The organism is Listeria farberi (assembly GCF_014229245.1).
GTDB lineage: Bacteria > Bacillota > Bacilli > Lactobacillales > Listeriaceae > Listeria > Listeria farberi.
In genome coordinates this window covers 51,591-70,454 of sequence record NZ_JAARZJ010000006.1, presented here as the reverse complement: position 1 = coordinate 70,454, position 18,864 = coordinate 51,591, and the positions used below count along the sequence as shown (strand labels likewise).

Annotated in this window: 22 protein-coding genes; 3 read left to right on the top strand and 19 right to left on the bottom strand. The window is 36.1% G+C overall.

Annotation, left to right across the window (positions count from 1 at the left end; genetic code table 11):
* Positions 1-7 precede the first annotated feature (7 nt).
* On the bottom strand, positions 8-694 hold the full coding sequence (gene degU, locus HCB45_RS06785; protein WP_003749520.1) for a two-component system response regulator DegU: 687 nt from the start codon (positions 692-694) through the stop codon (positions 8-10).
* Between the two features lie 383 nt (positions 695-1,077).
* On the opposite strand from degU, the gene HCB45_RS06780 reads away from it, so the two are divergent.
* The 3 genes from HCB45_RS06780 to HCB45_RS06770 all read left to right on the top strand — a co-directional run bounded on the left by HCB45_RS06780 (position 1,078) and on the right by HCB45_RS06770 (position 3,483).
* Positions 1,078-1,713 carry a YigZ family protein gene (locus HCB45_RS06780; protein WP_185319909.1) on the top strand — a complete coding sequence of 212 codons (636 nt, stop codon included), beginning with the start codon at positions 1,078-1,080 and terminating at the stop codon, positions 1,711-1,713.
* A 1-nt stretch (position 1,714) separates the two neighbouring features.
* The gene (locus HCB45_RS06775; protein WP_185619373.1) at positions 1,715-2,260 is read left to right on the top strand and encodes a GNAT family N-acetyltransferase; all 546 of its coding nucleotides are present in this window, start codon (positions 1,715-1,717) and stop codon (positions 2,258-2,260) included.
* 173 nt (positions 2,261-2,433) lie between these two features.
* A complete protein-coding gene (locus HCB45_RS06770; RefSeq protein ID WP_185619371.1) occupies positions 2,434-3,483 on the top strand; it encodes an LCP family protein in 1,050 nt (349 codons plus the stop codon).
* Between the two features lie 38 nt (positions 3,484-3,521).
* On the opposite strand, the gene HCB45_RS06765 is transcribed toward HCB45_RS06770, so the two are convergent.
* The 18 genes from HCB45_RS06765 to HCB45_RS06680 all read right to left on the bottom strand — a co-directional run bounded on the left by HCB45_RS06765 (position 3,522) and on the right by HCB45_RS06680 (position 18,757).
* Positions 3,522-4,574: a glycosyltransferase family 4 protein gene (locus HCB45_RS06765; protein WP_185319912.1), complete on the bottom strand. Its 1,053-nt coding sequence runs from the start codon at positions 4,572-4,574 to the stop codon at positions 3,522-3,524.
* Positions 4,575-4,581: 7 nt separating this feature from the next.
* Complete coding sequence (menC, locus tag HCB45_RS06760; RefSeq protein ID WP_185608118.1) at positions 4,582-5,706, bottom strand: o-succinylbenzoate synthase; 1,125 nt, start codon at positions 5,704-5,706, stop codon at positions 4,582-4,584.
* A gap of 1 nt (position 5,707) precedes the next feature.
* Positions 5,708-6,442 (bottom strand): WecB/TagA/CpsF family glycosyltransferase, encoded by a 735-nt coding sequence (locus HCB45_RS06755; protein ID WP_185619369.1) that lies wholly within the window; start codon positions 6,440-6,442, stop codon positions 5,708-5,710.
* 123 nt (positions 6,443-6,565) lie between these two features.
* Positions 6,566-7,396 carry a LysM peptidoglycan-binding and 3D domain-containing protein gene (locus HCB45_RS06750; RefSeq protein ID WP_185619366.1) on the bottom strand — a complete coding sequence of 277 codons (831 nt, stop codon included), beginning with the start codon at positions 7,394-7,396 and terminating at the stop codon, positions 6,566-6,568.
* Positions 7,397-7,784: 388 nt separating this feature from the next.
* The gene (locus HCB45_RS06745; protein WP_185619364.1) at positions 7,785-8,150 is read right to left on the bottom strand and encodes a single-stranded DNA-binding protein; all 366 of its coding nucleotides are present in this window, start codon (positions 8,148-8,150) and stop codon (positions 7,785-7,787) included.
* 253 nt (positions 8,151-8,403) lie between these two features.
* On the bottom strand, positions 8,404-8,838 hold the full coding sequence (fabZ, locus tag HCB45_RS06740; protein ID WP_185319917.1) for a 3-hydroxyacyl-ACP dehydratase FabZ: 435 nt from the start codon (positions 8,836-8,838) through the stop codon (positions 8,404-8,406).
* Positions 8,839-8,859: 21 nt separating this feature from the next.
* Positions 8,860-9,855: a rod shape-determining protein MreB gene (mreB, locus tag HCB45_RS06735; protein ID WP_185319918.1), complete on the bottom strand. Its 996-nt coding sequence runs from the start codon at positions 9,853-9,855 to the stop codon at positions 8,860-8,862.
* A gap of 161 nt (positions 9,856-10,016) precedes the next feature.
* The gene (murA, locus tag HCB45_RS06730) at positions 10,017-11,309 is read right to left on the bottom strand and encodes a UDP-N-acetylglucosamine 1-carboxyvinyltransferase (RefSeq protein ID WP_185319919.1); all 1,293 of its coding nucleotides are present in this window, start codon (positions 11,307-11,309) and stop codon (positions 10,017-10,019) included.
* A 181-nt stretch (positions 11,310-11,490) separates the two neighbouring features.
* On the bottom strand, positions 11,491-11,727 hold the full coding sequence (locus HCB45_RS06725) for a DUF1146 family protein (RefSeq protein WP_010991327.1): 237 nt from the start codon (positions 11,725-11,727) through the stop codon (positions 11,491-11,493).
* Positions 11,728-11,850: 123 nt separating this feature from the next.
* Positions 11,851-12,255: a F0F1 ATP synthase subunit epsilon gene (locus HCB45_RS06720; protein WP_185319920.1), complete on the bottom strand. Its 405-nt coding sequence runs from the start codon at positions 12,253-12,255 to the stop codon at positions 11,851-11,853.
* A gap of 21 nt (positions 12,256-12,276) precedes the next feature.
* Positions 12,277-13,698, bottom strand: a complete 1,422-nt coding sequence (atpD, locus tag HCB45_RS06715) for a F0F1 ATP synthase subunit beta (protein ID WP_011703209.1) — start codon at positions 13,696-13,698, stop codon at positions 12,277-12,279.
* A gap of 60 nt (positions 13,699-13,758) precedes the next feature.
* Complete coding sequence (locus tag HCB45_RS06710; RefSeq protein WP_003729248.1) at positions 13,759-14,631, bottom strand: F0F1 ATP synthase subunit gamma; 873 nt, start codon at positions 14,629-14,631, stop codon at positions 13,759-13,761.
* Between the two features lie 37 nt (positions 14,632-14,668).
* Positions 14,669-16,183, bottom strand: a complete 1,515-nt coding sequence (atpA, locus tag HCB45_RS06705; protein ID WP_003727892.1) for a F0F1 ATP synthase subunit alpha — start codon at positions 16,181-16,183, stop codon at positions 14,669-14,671.
* Between the two features lie 26 nt (positions 16,184-16,209).
* Positions 16,210-16,749 carry a F0F1 ATP synthase subunit delta gene (locus HCB45_RS06700; protein ID WP_003772291.1) on the bottom strand — a complete coding sequence of 180 codons (540 nt, stop codon included), beginning with the start codon at positions 16,747-16,749 and terminating at the stop codon, positions 16,210-16,212.
* Positions 16,746-17,258 (bottom strand): F0F1 ATP synthase subunit B, encoded by a 513-nt coding sequence (atpF, locus tag HCB45_RS06695; protein ID WP_003727890.1) that lies wholly within the window; start codon positions 17,256-17,258, stop codon positions 16,746-16,748. Before atpF ends, HCB45_RS06700 begins: the two co-directional genes overlap by 4 nt.
* 87 nt (positions 17,259-17,345) lie before the next feature.
* Entirely contained in the window at positions 17,346-17,564 is a 219-nt protein-coding gene (atpE, locus tag HCB45_RS06690; protein ID WP_003723467.1) for a F0F1 ATP synthase subunit C, read from the bottom strand.
* Positions 17,565-17,635: 71 nt separating this feature from the next.
* On the bottom strand, positions 17,636-18,352 hold the full coding sequence (gene atpB / locus HCB45_RS06685) for a F0F1 ATP synthase subunit A (protein ID WP_003723468.1): 717 nt from the start codon (positions 18,350-18,352) through the stop codon (positions 17,636-17,638).
* A gap of 6 nt (positions 18,353-18,358) precedes the next feature.
* Positions 18,359-18,757: an ATP synthase subunit I gene (locus HCB45_RS06680; protein WP_003729250.1), complete on the bottom strand. Its 399-nt coding sequence runs from the start codon at positions 18,755-18,757 to the stop codon at positions 18,359-18,361.
* Positions 18,758-18,864: the final 107 nt, after the last annotated feature.

The following is an 18,864-nucleotide window of genomic DNA, read 5'->3' as shown; positions in this document are numbered from 1 at the left end:
AATTTCTTTAGCGAATATAAACCCAGCCGTGCTTAATTGCCGTTACCACCGCTTGAGTCCTATCATTCACTTTCATTTTTTGTAGAATACTACTTACATGATTTTTTACTGTTTTCTCACTAATGAAAAGCGTTTCCCCAATTCCGCGGTTACTTTTTCCATCGGTAAGAAGCTGTAATACCTCACATTCTCTGTGTGTTAAGATATGCAAAGGCATTTTCACTTCGGGTTGCTGATAACCATAAACCCCTTGAGAAGTGTTTGTGCTTGCTAAATGTCGATACTCACGAATTAATTTAATCGCTACACGCGGATGAATATACGCGCCCCCATTGTCTACTATTTTAACAGCTTCGACAAGTTCATGCGCGTCCATTTCTTTTAGCAAATAACCTACTGCTCCTGCTCTAAGCGCCTCTGTTACATATTCATCTGTATCATGAATAGTCAATACGATTACTTTGATACTAGGAAATTGACGTACTAACATTTCTGTTGCATCTAGTCCATTAACAGTTGGCATGTTAATATCCATTAAAACGATATCTGGTTTATATTCACGAACTTTTGCTACGATATTTTTACCGTTTTCAGCTTCCGCTACGACCTCAAAAGAATCTTCCAATTCTAAAATTCGCTTGATACCTTCGCGAAACAACTGATGATCATCTACAACCATGATTTTGAGTGCCATAATGACTACTCCTCCTTCACTTATCTAATTTCACCAAGCCACTTTGCAATCGAAAACATCATCCTTTTTAGTAGCAAAACGCTTAACCTTATAATCCCTGCCATAAAATTGGCAATTAAACTTTTCTCTTTTAAGTACTATTTAACTCAAATCGACCTATTTCCATTACAAAATGTAGCTTAATTATACAGTAAGGTTCTAGAAAATTACTTCTATATGCCTATAAAATGCAATTAAAAACCAGTCTAAAGTAATAGTAGTTTTTATTATAACACGAATTTGCCACCACTTCACCCGCTGCACTTAGAAAAATATCTATACAATCGCTTTGCTTTCGGATAAAATAAAAGCAGACTGAATGTATCAACTTATGGAGGTTCCTTATGTTGGATCATTATTTAACCATTCGTAGCGATGGAAAACATGAAATAATAATTGAAAAATCTCGCTTTATTTGTCATGTTAAGCGGATAAAAACAGAATCCGAAGCACAGGTATTCATACAAACAATCAAAAAAGAGCACCGTGATGCTACTCATAATTGCTCCGCCTATATTATAGGAGAAAATGACCAATTTCAAAAAGCACATGATGATGGAGAACCTAGCGGAACAGCAGGAATCCCAATGCTAGAAGTTTTAAAAAAGAAAGCTTTAAAAAATGTGGTGGTTGTTGTTACTCGCTACTTTGGAGGAACTAAGCTTGGAGCAGGAGGTCTTGTTCGTGCATATGGCAGTTCTGTAAGTGAGGCTATCGATAGTATCGGTATAGTCGAATGCAAATTAGCTACTATTATTGAATGCACTTTTGCTTATCCGCTTTTAGGTAAAATAGAGAACGCGCTTGAACAAAAAAATTATCAAATTGTTCATAAAGAATTCACTGAAAAAGTCGTTCTTCAAGTATTCGTTGATAATGACAATCTTCCAAATTTTTCCACTTGGATTATAGAGGTTTCAAATGGCCAGCTTAAGTATAAAGAGGGCCCACAAAAATATAGAGAAAAGGATGTTACTTAGGATGTCCACAAACATATCTTTGCATTTACCTTCCACTATTTCTACGGAACGAACTATTATGAGAAAAACTTCTTTTGCAGATGCAACGACCTTATTTGATATTTGGTCTGATAATGACGTTGCTCAGTTTATGAATATCGAAAAATTTTCTACTATTCTTCAAGCAAAAGAAATGATTCAAGCCATTGAAAATGAACCAAATGCATGTAGATATACTATTTTCACCTTGGATAATTCTTTACAAGCAATTGGTTCCTTAGGTATAAACGATATTAACAACAATAACCAAACAATTGAAATTGGTTATGAATTAGCCAAAAGGTATTGGCGCCAAGGACTTATGTACGAAATTTTAACGAAATTTTTAAATACAACAAAAGCTCACTTACCATATAAAACAATTACAGCAAAAGTTCTTCCTGAAAATATAGCCTCCATAAAACTACTTTCTAAGCTCGGTTTTGAGCTCATTTCATCGGGACAAGAACTAGATTTGCACTCCGGGAAAATTTGTGAAATTAGTAATTATCAATTGCTACTGGAATAGGCAAATATTACATTTTTGAAAGATATTAACTTTTTTGTATTTTTTTTCAATGAAATTCTGTATAATAACATCAAAGTTGAAAATTAAAGAAAGCGTAAATAACGCGTAACATTCTTTAGTTCAACAAATGATACAATAAAACTTAGAAAAGTGACTATAAGGAGAATTAATATATGAGTAAAGGCACTGATGATAGCCGAAGAAGCAGCAAGAAGTACAAGCGTAGAAGAAAAATTCTATTCTGGATTCTAATTCCTGTGATGTGTTTAGTACTTGCAGGTGTCGGATATGGCACTTATCTTTTTAGCAAGACAAAACTCGCAGCAGACAACTCTTTTGATAACGTAAGGAACGGAAAAGCTTCCACACTTCGAACAAATGATGTTGAGCCTATAAAAGACAGTTTTTCTATTTTGATTATTGGCGTTGATACAAGCACTACAAGAGCATCTAATGGAAATCCTCGTAGTGACTCCCTTATCCTAGCTACATTTAATGTAAAGGATGCACGGGTAGAAATGACAAGTATCCCTCGTGATTCTTATGTGCATATTGAAGATTCTGCAAAAGAAATTGATAAATACACGAAAATTAATGCAGCTCATGCATATGGTGGTCCAGAACTTACCATGAAAACAGTAGAAGAAGAATTCAAAATCCCAATCGATTACTATGTTCGTTTTGACTTTGATGCTTTCCTCAAAATAGTTGAGGCTTTAGATGGTATTGATGTAGATGTTCCAGTAAGCTTTACAGAACAAGATTCAAAAGATAATGCAGATGCTATTACGCTTAAAAAAGGCCAGCAACATTTGAATGCTGAACAAGCTTTAGCACTTGCACGTACCAGACATATTGATAGTGATATTGAACGCGGGAAAAGACAACAGCTAATCATTAAATCTATTGTTAGTGAAGCAACTTCTATTTCTTCAGTCAGCAAGTATTCTGATATTATTGAAGTAGTTGGCGATAACATGAAAACCAACTTAACTTTCAATCAAATGCTTTCAATCGCAAAATTCGGCATGTCTAATAAAATTGATATTAAATCGCTTAACCTTCAAGGTGATAGCAACCCAATGAACGGTATTTATTATTATCAACTCAATGAAGCTTCCGTTCAAAGTATCTCGAATGAATTTGCTAGTGAACTAGGAATTAAGCAACCATATCCCGGCGCTGCGCCTTATTCAGATGAGAGTTCCACTGCATCAAACTAACCAAAAACCAACAACTAATTAATTAGTTGTTGGTTTTTTTACTTGCGTTTCCGATGTATTTTTTGAAGCAAATTTAAAATTGGTCGATAATCTTCACCAATTAAGCCGATAAATTCAACAATGATTTCAATACAAAAAATCAGCAATAATAGTAATAGTAATGCTCCCCAAGTTGTAGAAAAAGAAAATACAAAACCAGTCATAGAGAACAGTAATGCCATGCAGTAAATTAATAATACTGTTTGTTTTTCGGTAAAACCAAGCGCCATTAACCTATGATGTATGTGAGAACGATCCGCAGACGATATAGGCATCCGCTCTTTCAGTCGCCGTACAATAGCAAAAAATGTATCTGATAAAGGAACTCCTAGAATAATGAGAGGCACTAATAAAGAAATAAAAGTGACGTTTTTAAATCCCATAAGCGACAAAACAGCTATCATATACCCTAAAAATAGTGCCCCTGTGTCTCCCATAAAAATACTTGCAGGCGGAAAATTGTATATTAAAAAAGCAGCAACTGAAGCGGCTAGAATAAGTGCAACTGGGGCAACGAATGCATCTTTAAGTAAGAGAGCCATGCCAGCAATTGTCATTAAAGCAATAATAGAAATCCCACCAGCAAGTCCATCTAAGCCATCTATTAAATTAAGTGCATTTACAATAGCTACAATCCAAACTATAGATAATGGTATTGCAAAATATCCAAAGTCCAATTCCCCGTAAAAAGGAATATTAATAAAATTAATTGTTATTTCACCCCAAACAGTGACACAAATAGCAGCTAAAATCTGCCCTGCCATTTTCCATTTAGGAGATAAATCAAATAAATCATCAATAAATCCAGTTACAATAATGATTAGAGCGCCAAAATAAATTGGGACAAATCCAGATTTATCAATTGGCACTAACAACATCCCGACTGAAAAACTTATAAAAATAGCTAATCCACCTAACGTGGCTGTTGTTTTTGTATGTTTATGTCTTTCACGCGGCGTATCAACCGCGTTAATTCTAAATGCAAACTTTCTAATTAATGGGACCATAATGATACCCACTGCAAAGCTAATCAATATACTCCATATTAGCAATATTTTTTCAGCTCCATCCTTTATTTAGCAAAATTTCTTCTGTTGATTTAGTATATTTTTGCAATACCTCTGAATTCAACGCCACACCAATACCATCATTAGATGGAACTCTAAGCCTACCTTGATTTAATTCAAAAGTCGGTTTTATAATATCCTCCTCAAAAAAACGATTAGAGGCGGATATATCCCCTGGAAAACCAAACTCTTCTCTCGCTGCTAGTGCAATGTTATGGGCTCTACCTACTCCTGCTTCAAGCATTCCTCCACACCAAACAAGCAAATCATTTAATGCGCAATACTCTGCTATTTTAAGTGCAGAAGACATACCACCAACACGTGCTAGCTTCAGATTAATTGCCTGACAACTACCAAGGATATGTGCTTGCTCTACATCTTTTACAGATCTAATATTCTCATCTAAACAAATACGTGTTTTCAATTGTTTTTGCAACCAAGCATGATTGACAAAATCTGTAGTTCCGAATGGCTGCTCAATCATTTCTAAATCATATTGATCTAATTCTTTTAATAACAAGAAATCTTCTCTATTATACGCTGAATTCGCATCTGCCATCAAGCTTAGTTTTGGAAAACGTTTTCGAATCGCTTCGACAAATTGAATATCTTTGTTTGGTGCAATTTTTAGCTTCACCCGTTCATATCCCTGATCAACATATTGATTCACTAATTGAAGTAAACTTTCTACATTCGGTTGTAAACCAATACTAACCCCTACCTTGATAGATTCTTTAGTAGCACCAATCATTTTAGATAATGAACGCTTTTTCATTTTAGCAAAAGCATCCCAAACAGCCAACTCTACAGCCGCTTTTGCCATCTCATTACCTTGAATCCAACTAAATATCTTCTGTACGTCTTCCGGTTTATCAATTTTTCTTTGAGCTAATAGAGGAAGTAAGTGCTTCCTAATAATTACAATAGCTGTGCTGAGAGTCTCTTCAGTATAATCTGGTAACGGAAAAGCTTCTAACTCCCCGTAACCACAGATCCCTTCTTCAGTTATTAATTCAATTATATAAAAATCTTTGCTTTTCAGCTCCCCATAACTCGTTCTAAATGGCGCCAAAAGCGGTAGTTCAGCATGAATTAATCTCGCCTTTTGAAAATACATTCTACTCACCCTTTTTCAAACGTTTGCGCTCTTTGTGGATAACAAACATAAATTGAGGTATCGCAAAAAAACGTCTCCATCTAGAAGGATTCGCTAGCAATCTATAAACCCATTCAAGTCTTAGCTTTATCCAAATTTTAGGCGCTCGTTTTACATTATCAGTTAATACATCAAAACTTCCGCCAACACCGATAAAAATGCCCTTAGAAAAATTAGCCATTTGAGATAAAATCCATTTTTCTTGAGCAGGTGAACCTAACGCAACAAAAATAACATCTGGTTTAGAAGAGATTATTTCTTTAGCAATTTCTTCGCTCTCAAGCGCATCAAAATAACCATGATGAACACCACAAACAATCGCTTCTGGATATTTTTCATTGACTTTACTCTCTATCCCTTGGCTAACTTCTGGTTTCGCCCCTAAAAAATAACAACGTAGAGGCTTTTCTAATAAACCAATCATTGTATCATAACCAGTAACTCGTTCTTTTAGAGGAGTTCCAAGTTTTTCAGAAGCCATGATAATACCAATACCATCCGGAACAATGTAGTCAGCTTGACGCAAAATCCCCTCAAATTCCTTATCAGTCCGAGCGTGCATTACGATTTCGGGATTTGCTGTTACTACAAAACATCGTTCTTCATTTTTAGCAATAGTATGCAATTCCTCTACAAAATCAGCTTGAGTTGTATTGTAAAAAGGTATATTTAAAATTGAAATTTCCTGCTTTTTCATATGAATCTCCTAAAAAACTTTATTATGTATAAGTTTATCATAAAATAGAGTCTCTTCCTATTTTTAATCAAAAAAAGCTGTAAATAGCATAATGCCATTTACAGCTTTTCTATATGGAGTAAATTAATTTAAAATTTGTACTTTAACTTGTTTTACGCCCCAGTTATTAGCTTCTTGTACTGAGTTTAAATGTACATCAATTTTATTACCTTTAATTGCACCACCAGTATCAGCTGCAATCGCTTCTCCGTATCCTTCAACATATACTTTTGAACCTAGAGGAATAACAGATGGATCTACTGCAATTACACGTGAATTATCATTTAAGTCAATTCCTGTAGCTGTCATATGACCCATTCCAGGTTCAGCTTTACTATATGCAGTAGCTGTAACTGTTAGCTCTTTAGAAACATTCCCTTGGGCTGATGATGAACTGTTTGACGATTCATTAGATGCTGTTGATTTTTGAGTAGTTTGTGTTCCATTTTCTTCTTTTGGTTGTTCAGCTGGTTGTTCTGTAGCGTTACTTTCTGAATTTTTATTTTCAGAAGTAGTACTTTCACTAGCTTGAGCATTTTCACCTACAGACAATTTTTGACCAACTATGATTAAATCAGATGAAAGATTATTCCATTCTTTTAATTGGTTGACTGTCACACCGTTATCTGCTGCAATATGTCCTAATGTGTCTCCAGCTACAACAGTATACTCCGAACCGTTACTCGTAACTGCTTTTTTCTCACCACTATTTACTTGCAATGTTTGGTTTGGAAAAATTAAGTTCGAGCTTAAGTTATTGTCTTCTTTCAATTGTTTTATAGAGATATTATTTTCATTTGAAATTTTCCAAAGCGAGTCACCGTCTTGTACTTTATACTCAGCCGCAAAAGCTTGAGTTGAACCAGATCCTGCAATAATTAAACCAGCCGCAATGGCTACTACTGTTTTCTTCATGTAATTATTTCCCTCCTTGATTACTTTCGAGGATAATCGTACCATATGAAACTTTGGGCTTGGTTACTAAAAAATTAAGGATGTATGACAGGCACCCGAATAGCTTCTAAAATTCTGCAATATTTGTAAATTACCTTTATTGTCTGATTTTTACTGTTTATACTTCAATTGAGTCTAACTTTCTTTTACCTCAGCTCATTACTATAGTTTGCTTCTCTTTAATACTGTTATAAGATAGTTTGTACGCTCAATTATTTATATTAAAAAAGTAGAACTGGAAAAATTTTCCATTACAAATAACGCCCAAAATTAGTTCTATTATTCGTTATTTCGTCTAAATTTTTATAAATTATTAGTTAAACTTAATGTTTTATAACAAAGTATTACATCATTCATCATCTTCTTGAGAGATATTAACCACGTTCTCCTCTTTATTTCTACTTGATAAATACCTAATTTGATGAACTAATACCTCCGTAATATAGACTTTTTGTTCTTCCTTATTCAAATATTGTCTAGATTGTAGTTCTCCTATTACGCCTACTAATTGTCCTTTGCTACAAAATTCAGCAGTTGCTTCTGCCCGTTTGCCCCAAATAACACATTGAATAAAATCCGCATCATTATCGACTCTTTTATTTTTTCCAAAGCGGTTTAAAGCTATAGTCATATTCAAAACCGCCTTGTCTTCTGTAGTCCATTTTAGTTCTGGATTCTTTGTTAAACGTCCTACTAAAGTTACTTGATTAATCATATAATCGCCTCTTTCTTTTGGTGTAATGCGATTATATTTGATAAAAATTTCTTTGTAAAATGGATAAAACTCTATTTTCTCCAGGTTTAAGGCAACAAAAAAGCTAGTTTCTTCTATAGGAAAATCATAGTTTTATAATGAACTAATTAGTACAAAACACTAATTTAGCAAATTGAAACTTTTTTTAGCATATGCTATCTTAAGAATATTAAAAAGCACCAAAATCCAATTTGGACTTCAGTGCTCTCTATTTTTATTGTGGTAAATCTGACAAGGCAAACATAATCTCTGCCTCACAAACCAAATCGCCTTCTACTGTGGCCTTTACTTTAGCCTTAGCAATAGCGCCCCTCATTCGAGTTATTTCTGCTTCGAGTAAGAGTTGGTCACCTGGCACAACTTGACGTTTAAAACGGCATCCATCAATCCCTGCAAATAAACCAATCTTGCCTTTATTAGCTTCACTTTGCATCATTGCGATTCCACTTGTCTGAGCAAGTGCTTCTACAATTAGAACACCTGGCATTACCGGATACTCTGGAAAATGACCATTAAAGAATTCTTCATTAACAGTTACATTCTTTATAGCTGTTACTTTTTTTCCTTCTTCAACTGAGATAACTCTATCTACTAATAAAAACGGATAACGATGAGGTAAAATTTCTTTGATTTTTTTAATATCTAACATATAAATCCCCCATATTCAAATTTAGATACGACCACGTTTTTTATTTGTTAATGATTCAAGCAAAATACCGGTACCAAGTGCTACAACATCTAAAGGATTTTCAGTAATTAGAACTGGAACTTTTAATTGTTCCGACATTAGTTCATCTAAGCCATGTAATAGTGAGCCGCCACCAGTCATAATAATTCCTCTATCAATAATATCTGCTGAAAGCTCTGGAGGAGTTTGCTCTAAAACTTGTTTAGCTGCTAAAACCATTAAGTTTAATGAATCATGAATAGCTTCTTCTACTTCAGAGCTAGTAATTGAAATCGTCTTAGGTAAGCCACTTACTAAGTCTCTACCGCGAATCTCCATTACTTCTTCTTTAGTACCCCGGCATGCAGTTCCAATGCTTACTTTAATATTTTCAGCAGTTCTTTCACCAATAAGTAAGTTGTACTTTCTTTTAACATAATTTAAGATATCAGCGTCCCATTTATTACCTGCCACTTTTACGGACTGGCTTGTTACAATATCACCCATAGATAATACTGCTACATCTGCTGTTCCACCACCGATATCAATAATCATATTACCAGAAGGTTCAAAGATTTCCATACCAGCACCGATAGCTGCAACTTTAGGTTCTTCTTCCAAAAATACTTGTTTTCCACCACTTTTTTCAGCAACTTCTCTAATTGCTTTTTGCTCAACAGAAGTAATATTCGTCGGGCAACAAATTAAAATGCGTGGACGCGAAAAAAAGGTTTTCAGGTTCAACTTCTGTATAAAGAAACGCAGCATTTCTTGGACAATATCAAAATCAGCAATAACACCATCTTTCATAGGTTTGATTGCGGTAATATTCCCTGGAGTTCTACCAACCATATCTCTAGCTTCTGTTCCAACTGCTAGCACTTGTCCAGTTTTATTGTTTATAGCGACAACTGAAGGCTCATTAACAACGATTCCTCTTCCTTTAACATGAATTAATACATTAGCTGTACCTAAATCGATACCAACATCTTTTGCCATTTACATTTTAACTCCTTTCGTGGTGTACACTTAATTTTACATCTCATTCTGAATTATAGCATAATTTGAGGTAAGCTGAAATGTATATTTCATGACAAGCTGTTTTTTTTAACTACAATAAAAAAACCGTACCAAAAGATACGGTTTTTACAAATTTAATATTAGAATAAGGATGCTAAATTCGTTACATCAATTTTAGAATCATCTACACGTTCTACATCTGCACCAAGCGATTGAAGTTTTCCGTGGAAATTATTATAGCCACGATCTAAGTATTTAAGTTCTGTTACTTGTGTATAACCATCCGCAACAAGACCTGCAAGAATAAGCGCTGCTGCTGCACGTAAATCAGTCGCTGCAACTTCAGCTCCTTGTAGTTTTGCTGGACCAGAAATAATAACAGAATGTCCTTCAATTTTCATATCTGCATTCATTCGGCGCATTTCTTCAACATGCATGAAGCGATTTTCAAAAACAGTTTCTGTCATAATACTTGTGCCTTCGCTTAACATTTGAATAACCATCATTTGTGATTGCATATCAGTTGGGAAACCTGGGTGTGGCATGGTTTTAACATCCACAGCTTTCAATTTATCTGGTCCAATGACACGAATGCCATTTTCTTCTTCAATAATTTGAACGCCCATTTCTTCTAATTTAGCAATTAATGAACTAATGTGTTCAGGTACTGCATCTTCAATTAAAACATTTCCGCCTGTAATTGCTGCAGCTATCATAAAGGTACCTGCTTCAATACGATCAGGAATAATAGAATGCTCAGTGGCAGTTAATTCCTTAACTCCTTCAATTCTTATTACTTCAGTTCCTGCTCCAATAACTCTGGCACCCATTTGGTTAAGGAAATTCGCCAAATCTACAATCTCAGGCTCGCGAGCGACATTCTCTATCACTGTTGTTCCTTCAGCTAAAGTAGCAGCCATCATAATATTCTGTGTTGCTCCAACACTTGGGAAATCTAAGTATACTTTAGCACCTACTAATTTTTCAGCAGTAGCTTCAATATAACCATTTTCGATTTTAACAATTGCACCCATTGCTTCAAAGCCTTTTAAATGTAAATCAACTGGTCTTGAACCAATTGCACATCCTCCTGGTAAAGCTACACGAGCTGAACCAGTACGAGCTAATAGTGGTCCCATTACAACAATAGAAGCACGCATTTTTCGAACATACTCAAAAGGTGCATCAGAAGTGATTTCTCCTGTTGCATCAACTGTTACTTCATCATCTACAAAAGAAACATCCGCATTTAAATATTTAAGTACTTCATTAATTGTGAATACATCAGACAAATTTGGGACATTTTTTAATACGCTAGTACCTTTACTCGCAAGTAATGTAGCAGCTATTACCGGTAGTACAGCATTTTTGGCGCCTTCCATTTTTACAGAACCATTTAACTGTTTTCCACCGCGTACAATAATTTTTTCCAAAAAGAACCCCTCCGCGTTACTAATAACTAAATCATTTATCGAATTTTATTAATCAAAATTTAATTTTAAAACATATCTTAGTAATTCTACCACTTATCACCCTAAAATATCAACTGATTTTAATGCATTATTAAAGTTGTTATAAGCTTCTGTTAATTTTTTACTACTTATAGTAGTTTTTCTAACCAAAAAAATTAATTAATTGTTTGGAAGCTGCTAGATAATCTAAGAAGAAATTGCTTAATGTATAACCTAATACAATCGAAATAATCACGAATAACAATCTAGCTTGTGTAACATGATTTTTCTTGATAAATTTCTCATAATTAATTGCTTGCAATGACCAAAAAGTAATAACTATAAATAGTAAATGTGAAATGATGATGACATATGGTGATTCCATAATAATATTATACATGCGTTCGCTCCTCAAATTTCGCTACTACTCATTTTAACAAATACCGCTAGGAAAAAACAGTTAATACACTTATGAGTATATAAAAAAACTTCCCGGCAATTTGACCAGGAAGTTTTATGATTATTAATTGTGTTCTTTTGCATGAATTCGGTTGATAGCTCTTTGTAGTGCTAATCGAGCCATTACTTCATCCACTTTTTGTTCTTTCGCACGACTAAGTTCTTCTTCTGCGCGTTGTTTTGCTTTTTCAGCGCGATTAATATCAATATCTTGTTCGCGCTCAGCAGTATCCGCGAGAATATTAACTTCTTCGCCGTTTACTTCCATAAAGCCACCATTTACAGCGACCCATTCCTCACCAGACTCTACTTTTAGACGAACAATGTCGATTTTAAGTGGAGCAACTAGTGGAACATGGCCAGGTAAAATACCGAGTTCACCTGCTTTTGTTCTAGCAATAACCATTTGAGCAACGCCTTCATAAACAGGGCCGTCTGGAGTAACAATACTAACATTTAATGAACCCATACGTATTTCCTCCTGTTTTTATCAGACTTCAACGCCCATGTCTTTTGCTTTTTCAAGAACTTCCTCAATGCGTCCAACAGAACGGAATGCATCTTCAGGAATATGGTCGTATTTTCCAGCTAATAAGTCTTTGAATCCTTTAACTGTTTCTTTAACAGGGACATAAGAACCTTTTTGGCCTGTAAATTGTTCTGCAACGTGGAAATTTTGCGATAAGAAGAATTGTACACGACGCGCGCGGGAAACAGATTGTTTATCTTCATCAGATAACTCATCCATACCTAAGATTGCGATGATATCTTGTAATTCTTTATATCTTTGTAATAAACGTTGTACTTCTGTTGCTACTGCATAGTGTTCTTCCCCAACAATATCAGGAGAAAGGGCACGCGATGTAGAAGCAAGTGGATCTACCGCTGGATAAATACCTTGTTCTGTTAATTTACGTTCCAAGTTAGTTGTTGCATCTAGATGGGCGAAAGTTGTAGCCGGAGCCGGGTCAGTATAGTCATCGGCTGGTACATAAATCGCTTGGATAGAAGTAACAGATCCAACGTTAGTAGATGTAATACGTTCTTGTAATTGACCCATTTCAGTAGCTAGAGTTGGTTGGTAACCTACCGCAGATGGCATACGACCTAGTAAAGCCGAAACCTCTGAACCAGCTTGTGTGAAACGGAAAATGTTATCAATGAATAAAAGTACGTCTTGATGTTCTTCATCACGGAAATATTCAGCAATTGTTAGACCAGTTAAGGCAACACGCATACGTGCACCTGGTGGCTCGTTCATTTGACCGAATACCATCGCTGTTTTTTCAATAACGCCTGAATCTTTCATTTCAAAGTAAAGATCGTTCCCTTCACGAGTACGTTCTCCAACGCCCGCGAACACAGAAATACCACCATGTTCTTGTGCGATATTATGGATAAGCTCTTGAATTAGAACAGTTTTACCAACACCTGCACCACCGAACAATCCGATTTTACCACCTTTTAAGTATGGCGCTAACAAGTCAACTACTTTAATTCCTGTTTCGAGAATTTCTGTTGTTGTTGCTAATTGATCAAAAGTTGGAGCTTCACGGTGAATTTTATTACGTTTAATATCGCTTGGAAGTGGTTCGTCCAAATCGATGGTGTTTCCTAATACATTAAATACACGACCAAGAGTTACTGTACCAACTGGAACTGTAATTGGGCTCCCAGTATCAATAACTTCCATACCTCTTTGAACACCATCTGTTGATGCCATTGCGATTGTACGAACAACGTCATCACCTAATTGGATGGCTACTTCTAAAGTAAGTTGGCTAGTTGGTGCTTCTTCTGCATCAGATTTATATTCAATAACTAGGGCATTGTAGATTTCAGGTAAGTTTCCACCTTCAAATTTAACGTCTACAACTGGACCCATAACTTGGATTACTTGTCCTTTAGACATGCAATTATTCCTCCTCACTTACCTTCCCATTTATAGGGACGTTACAAGAAACGCCGACTTCTATTCGAGCGCGGCTGCTCCTCCGACGATTTCGGTAATTTCTTGCGTGATCGCAGCTTGGCGAGCACGGTTATATTGTAGTGATAAGTCACTGATTAAATCGGATGCATTGTCTGTCGCGCTTCTCATGGCAGTCATACGAGCAGCATGTTCAGCGGCTTTGGCATCCAGAAGTGCTCCGAAAATTAGGCTTTCCACATATTGCGGTAATAATACTTCCAGGATTTCTTGTTCGGAAGGCTCAAATTCATATGTAGTTAAATCTACATCTGTTTCGTTACCTTTTTCGTGAAATTCTGTCAGTGGCAATAGTTGCTCTTTTCTCAGTTCACTAGAAATAGAATTAATATGGTGATTATAATAAATGAAAACCTCGTCATAAACACCATCTTCAAACATTTGAACTGTGTTACTAGCAATATCTTTAATTTCCGCAAATATCGGGTGATCTGTAATGCCTTGTACTTCTAAAACCACGTTCATTTGGCGCGCTTTGAAAAAGTCACGAGCAGATCTACCTACAGTGATTATTGCATATTCATCACTTGACGTATGCTTTTTATTAATTTCTTGAAATACTTCTTTGATTACAGAACTATTGTAAGAACCTGCAAGTCCAGTATCAGAAGTAAGTACGATATAACCAGTACGGTGGACAGGTCTAGATACAAGCATTGGATGATCGCTACTGTTACCAGTGCTAGCAACATGTGTTACTACGTCTTTAATTTTAGAAACGTAAGGCTCATATGAACGAGCATTAGATTCTGCACGACCTAGTTTTGCTGCTGAAACCATTTGCATTGCTTTTGTAATTTGACTTGTTTTACGTGTAGAAGTTATTCGTTGTTTAATATCGATTAAAGATGCCAAAGATTTTCACCACCTTTGAATTTATTCCGAGTCTAAATTATTTTTCTTCAGAAGGAACAAATGTATTTTTAAATTCTTTTAATGCTGCTTCAAGTTTCGCTTCATCAGGAAGTTTTTTCGTTGTACGAATTTCTTCCAAAAGCTCTGGGTGATTATGATCAAACCATGTATTCATTTCGGACTCAAAACGCAGTACATCATGAACTGGTACATCATCCAGATATTTATGAACTAGTGCATAAAGAATCAATACTTGTTTTTCAACTTTCAAAGGTTTGTGCAAATCTTGTTTTAGAACTTCTACTGTACGTTTACCACGTTCTAGTTTCGCACGAGTAGCTGCATCTAAGTCTGAACCGAATTGTGAGAAGGATTCTAGCTCACGGTAAGCGGCAAGATCTAGACGAAGTGTTCCGGCAACAGTTTTCATTGCTTTAATTTGCGCTGATCCACCTACACGGGATACGGAAAGGCCGGCATTGATCGCTGGACGTACTCCGGAGAAGAATAAATCAGATTGCAAGAAGATTTGTCCGTCTGTAATCGAGATAACGTTTGTAGGAATATAAGCAGAGATATCTCCGGCTTGTGTTTCTACGAATGGAAGAGCCGTTATGGATCCGCCACCTAGGCTATCATTTAATTTTGCAGCACGTTCAAGTAAACGGGAGTGCAAGTAGAAAACATCCCCTGGATATGCTTCACGACCTGGAGGACGACGAAGTAATAGGGACAGCTCACGGTAAGCAGCTGCTTGTTTGGATAAATCATCATATACAACTAAAACGTGTTTACCGTTATACATAAATTCTTCGGCCATTGCAACACCAGCGTAAGGAGCCAAGTAAAGAAGTGGCGCCGGTTGTGATGCAGCAGCAGTTACGACGATTGTGTAATCTAATGCACCGTGATGACGTAATGTTTCTACGGCATTACGTACTGTAGATTCTTTTTGACCGATAGCGACATAAATACAAATCATGTCTTGGTCAGCTTGGTTTAGAATAGTATCAATTGCTACAGATGTTTTACCAGTTTGGCGGTCCCCAATGATTAACTCACGTTGACCACGACCAATAGGAACAAGTGCATCAATTGCTTTAATACCTGTTTGTAATGGTTCGTTTACCGATTGACGTTGCATAACACCAGGTGCTACTGCTTCAATCGGACGAGTTCCAGTTGTTTCAATTGGGCCTAAACCATCAACTGGTTGACCTAATGAGTTAACTACACGCCCAATAAGTGCTTCGCCAACAGGAACTTCCATGATTTTACCGGTACGGCGAACTTCATCGCCTTCACGGATTTCAGTGTAAGGGCCTAGAATAATGATACCAACATCATTTGTTTCTAAGTTTTGGGCCATACCCATTACACCATTTGAGAACTCTAACAATTCACCAGCCATTGCATTATCGAGTCCATGAGCACGCGCAATACCGTCACCAATGTAGGTAACCGTACCAACATCACTCACTTTTAGTTCAGATTGATAATTTTCAATCTGCTGTTTTATGATTGAGCTGATCTCTTCAGCCTTAATGCTCATTGATTTCACCCCTCGTTAAACGGAAACTAGGCTTTAATTTGCCGTTCCATGTCCTTTAATTTCGTTTTTAGACTGTCATCATATATACGGGTTCCAATAACCACTTTGACTCCACCAAGAAGGGATTTATCAATGTGATTTTGAATGTTTAATTTTGTTTTGTTCATTTTCGCAGCAAATACTCTCGAGAGCGCCGTAAGTTCTTGTTCGGAAAGTGGAACAACAGAATAAACATCTGCATCCGCAACTCCGCGCAAGTCGTTTACGCGTTTTTGGTAAACGTCCGCAATAACAGAAAGATAATCTTCTCTGCTACGGTCGATTAAAAGATAAATAAAATCTCTTAATGTCGGATTGATTTTTTCAAAAACAGCGCTGGCAAGATTTTTCTTTTGCTCGGTCGTGAAAGTAGGATTTTCAAGTAGTTTTACAAAATCTTTATTAGCATTTAATGCGGCTTTTAATTCAGTTAGTTCTTCTGAAAAAACGTCGACTAAATCTTTATCTTGAGCTACTTGAAAAAGCGCATTGGCATAGCGACCTGCAACTTCCAAATCTTTACTCATTTGTCATCCCCTAGCCTTTCGATATAATCTTGGATAAGGTTAGATTGCTCTTTTTCATCCAGATTTTTTTCGATGACTTTCGATGCAATAAGAACAGATAAGGAACCAACTTGTTCGCGAAGAGCAGAAATAGCATCTTCTTTTTCACGCGCAATATCGGATTTCGCTTCTTCTTTTATACGTTCTGATTCACGTCTAGCAGTTTTGACAATTTCTTCGCGTTCTTTTTCACCAAGCTGTTTTGCATTCTCAATCATTGTTTGAGATTCAACACGTGCTTGTTGTAAAACACTTTTTTGTTCAGCAAGTAATTGTTCTGCTTGAGCACGGCTTTCTTCCGCCGCATCAATTTCAGAACCAATATGCTCTTCACGCTCTTTCATAACTCCCATAAGAGGTTTCCAAGCATAAATTCGGATTAAAACTAGCAAAATCGCGAAAGCAAAAAGTGTGAAGAATGCATCACCAAACGTAAATGCGGAACCAATTACTAAATGTGGTTGTAACACGCCAGTTTCACTCCTTTCTATACATTCGCTTGAATTATTCGTTCAAAATGAAAGAGATGAGGTTTTATTCCCTCCATTTCCTTCAAATTATTTATTAAGAACCATGAACGCAATAACTACAGCGATGATAGGAAGGGCCTCAACAAGACCGATACCAATGAACATGATTGTTTGTAGCATAGAACGCGCTTCTGGTTGACGCGCAACACCCTCGACAGTTTTTGATACGATAAGACCGTTACCAATACCCGCACCTAATGCACCTAATCCAACAGCGATAGCAGCTGCAATAACACCTAAAGACATATAATTATCCTCCTAATTTTTCTAAATATTATTTTTTATTACTTTTTTAAATGACTTATTTGAAAGTTAGTTTAATGTTCGTCACTTACCTTATGCGACATGTAAACCATGGTCAGCATAGTGAAAATGTACGCTTGAATTGCCCCAATGAAAATTGAGAATCCTTGCCATAGTAACGCAGGAATTATTGCTAGCACACCTACAAATATGTTCATATGAGCAAGTTGTGTTGCAATGATGGTTAACAACACTTCACCGGCAAAAATATTACCGTAAAGACGTAAACCAAGCGTTAAAGTATTAGCAAATTCTTCTACTAATTTAAGTGGGAATAAAAATTTCATTGGACTAAAGTAAGTACCAACAAAATAGTGCTTGAAACCACGCATTTTAATACCATAGTAATGCGTTAAGCCAAGAACCATTATCGCAAGTGTTAATGTGACAATTGGATCCGCTGTAGGTGAACGCCACCATACTTCATCGTTAATCGCGATTTGAAATGGCAGTCCTAGCATATTAGCTACGAAAATAAACATTAGTAGCGTAATACCAAGCACATGGAATCTCCCACCGGTTTTCCAATCCATATTACTATTAATAATACCTCTGACAAAATCCATAACCCATTCAATGAAGTTCTGCTTTCCGGTAGGTCGTCGTTGCAGATTTCTGGTACAGATAATGGCTATTAGAAGAACGATGACACAAGTCACAGTAATCATCAAAATATTAGATAGATTAAAGTCGATCCCTAATAGGCTTATCGTTGGAAATTCCTCTTCCAATTAGGTTCACCCCTCTCTTTTTAAAAACTTTTTTCTGCGGTACATGGAATACACAAAAAAATCCAGAAAAATAATTGCATATGCAAGCCCAAGTCCGATTACCATGCTATAAACATGAAAATATTCCGGCAGTTGCGTCGCTATAATAGTAGCAAATAACACGCTCCCCATTCTAAATGGCATTCCCATACCATAAAAAGAACGATTTTCAGCCAAAGCTCTAGTCATTGATTGTGTACGCCTCATTAATAGCCAGTAGTTAAACCAGCCGACGATTAAACCCAACTTAAGTCCCAAGAAAATATGTATGTATGGGGTTAAAAACCATCCACAAAGACAAACAGCAATAAAAAGAACCATATACTTTTGATGACGATGATACATGCCAATTAGCGATTCTAACATACGGGGCGCAATCCTTTCTTTTTCAAAAGATTTTTCTTTCCAGATGACCATTTTGAAATCTCAGGGAGTAAGTTTGGTTTGTGAAAACAAGCACATTTTCCCCAATT

Excerpts from the sequence above, each read along its gene's own strand:
- degU (WP_003749520.1), bottom strand. The coding sequence starts at position 694 with ATGGCACTCAAAATCATGGTTGTAGATGATCATCAGTTGTTTCGCGAA.
- HCB45_RS06780 (WP_185319909.1), top strand. The coding sequence starts at position 1,078 with ATGTTGGATCATTATTTAACCATTCGTAGCGATGGAAAACATGAAATA.
- HCB45_RS06775 (WP_185619373.1), top strand. The coding sequence starts at position 1,715 with ATGTCCACAAACATATCTTTGCATTTACCTTCCACTATTTCTACGGAA.
- HCB45_RS06770 (WP_185619371.1), top strand. The coding sequence starts at position 2,434 with ATGAGTAAAGGCACTGATGATAGCCGAAGAAGCAGCAAGAAGTACAAG.
- menC (WP_185608118.1), bottom strand. The coding sequence starts at position 5,706 with ATGTATTTTCAAAAGGCGAGATTAATTCATGCTGAACTACCGCTTTTG.
- HCB45_RS06755 (WP_185619369.1), bottom strand. The coding sequence starts at position 6,442 with ATGAAAAAGCAGGAAATTTCAATTTTAAATATACCTTTTTACAATACA.
- HCB45_RS06750 (WP_185619366.1), bottom strand. The coding sequence starts at position 7,396 with ATGAAGAAAACAGTAGTAGCCATTGCGGCTGGTTTAATTATTGCAGGA.
- HCB45_RS06745 (WP_185619364.1), bottom strand. The coding sequence starts at position 8,150 with ATGATTAATCAAGTAACTTTAGTAGGACGTTTAACAAAGAATCCAGAA.
- fabZ (WP_185319917.1), bottom strand. The coding sequence starts at position 8,838 with ATGTTAGATATTAAAAAAATCAAAGAAATTTTACCTCATCGTTATCCG.
- mreB (WP_185319918.1), bottom strand. The coding sequence starts at position 9,855 with ATGGCAAAAGATGTTGGTATCGATTTAGGTACAGCTAATGTATTAATT.
- HCB45_RS06725 (WP_010991327.1), bottom strand. The coding sequence starts at position 11,727 with ATGTATAATATTATTATGGAATCACCATATGTCATCATCATTTCACAT.
- HCB45_RS06720 (WP_185319920.1), bottom strand. The coding sequence starts at position 12,255 with ATGGGTTCATTAAATGTTAGTATTGTTACTCCAGACGGCCCTGTTTAT.
- atpD (WP_011703209.1), bottom strand. The coding sequence starts at position 13,698 with ATGTCTAAAGGACAAGTAATCCAAGTTATGGGTCCAGTTGTAGACGTT.
- atpA (WP_003727892.1), bottom strand. The coding sequence starts at position 16,183 with ATGAGCATTAAGGCTGAAGAGATCAGCTCAATCATAAAACAGCAGATT.
- HCB45_RS06700 (WP_003772291.1), bottom strand. The coding sequence starts at position 16,749 with ATGAGTAAAGATTTGGAAGTTGCAGGTCGCTATGCCAATGCGCTTTTT.
- atpE (WP_003723467.1), bottom strand. The coding sequence starts at position 17,564 with ATGTCTTTAGGTGTTATTGCAGCTGCTATCGCTGTTGGATTAGGTGCA.
- HCB45_RS06680 (WP_003729250.1), bottom strand. The coding sequence starts at position 18,757 with ATGTTAGAATCGCTAATTGGCATGTATCATCGTCATCAAAAGTATATG.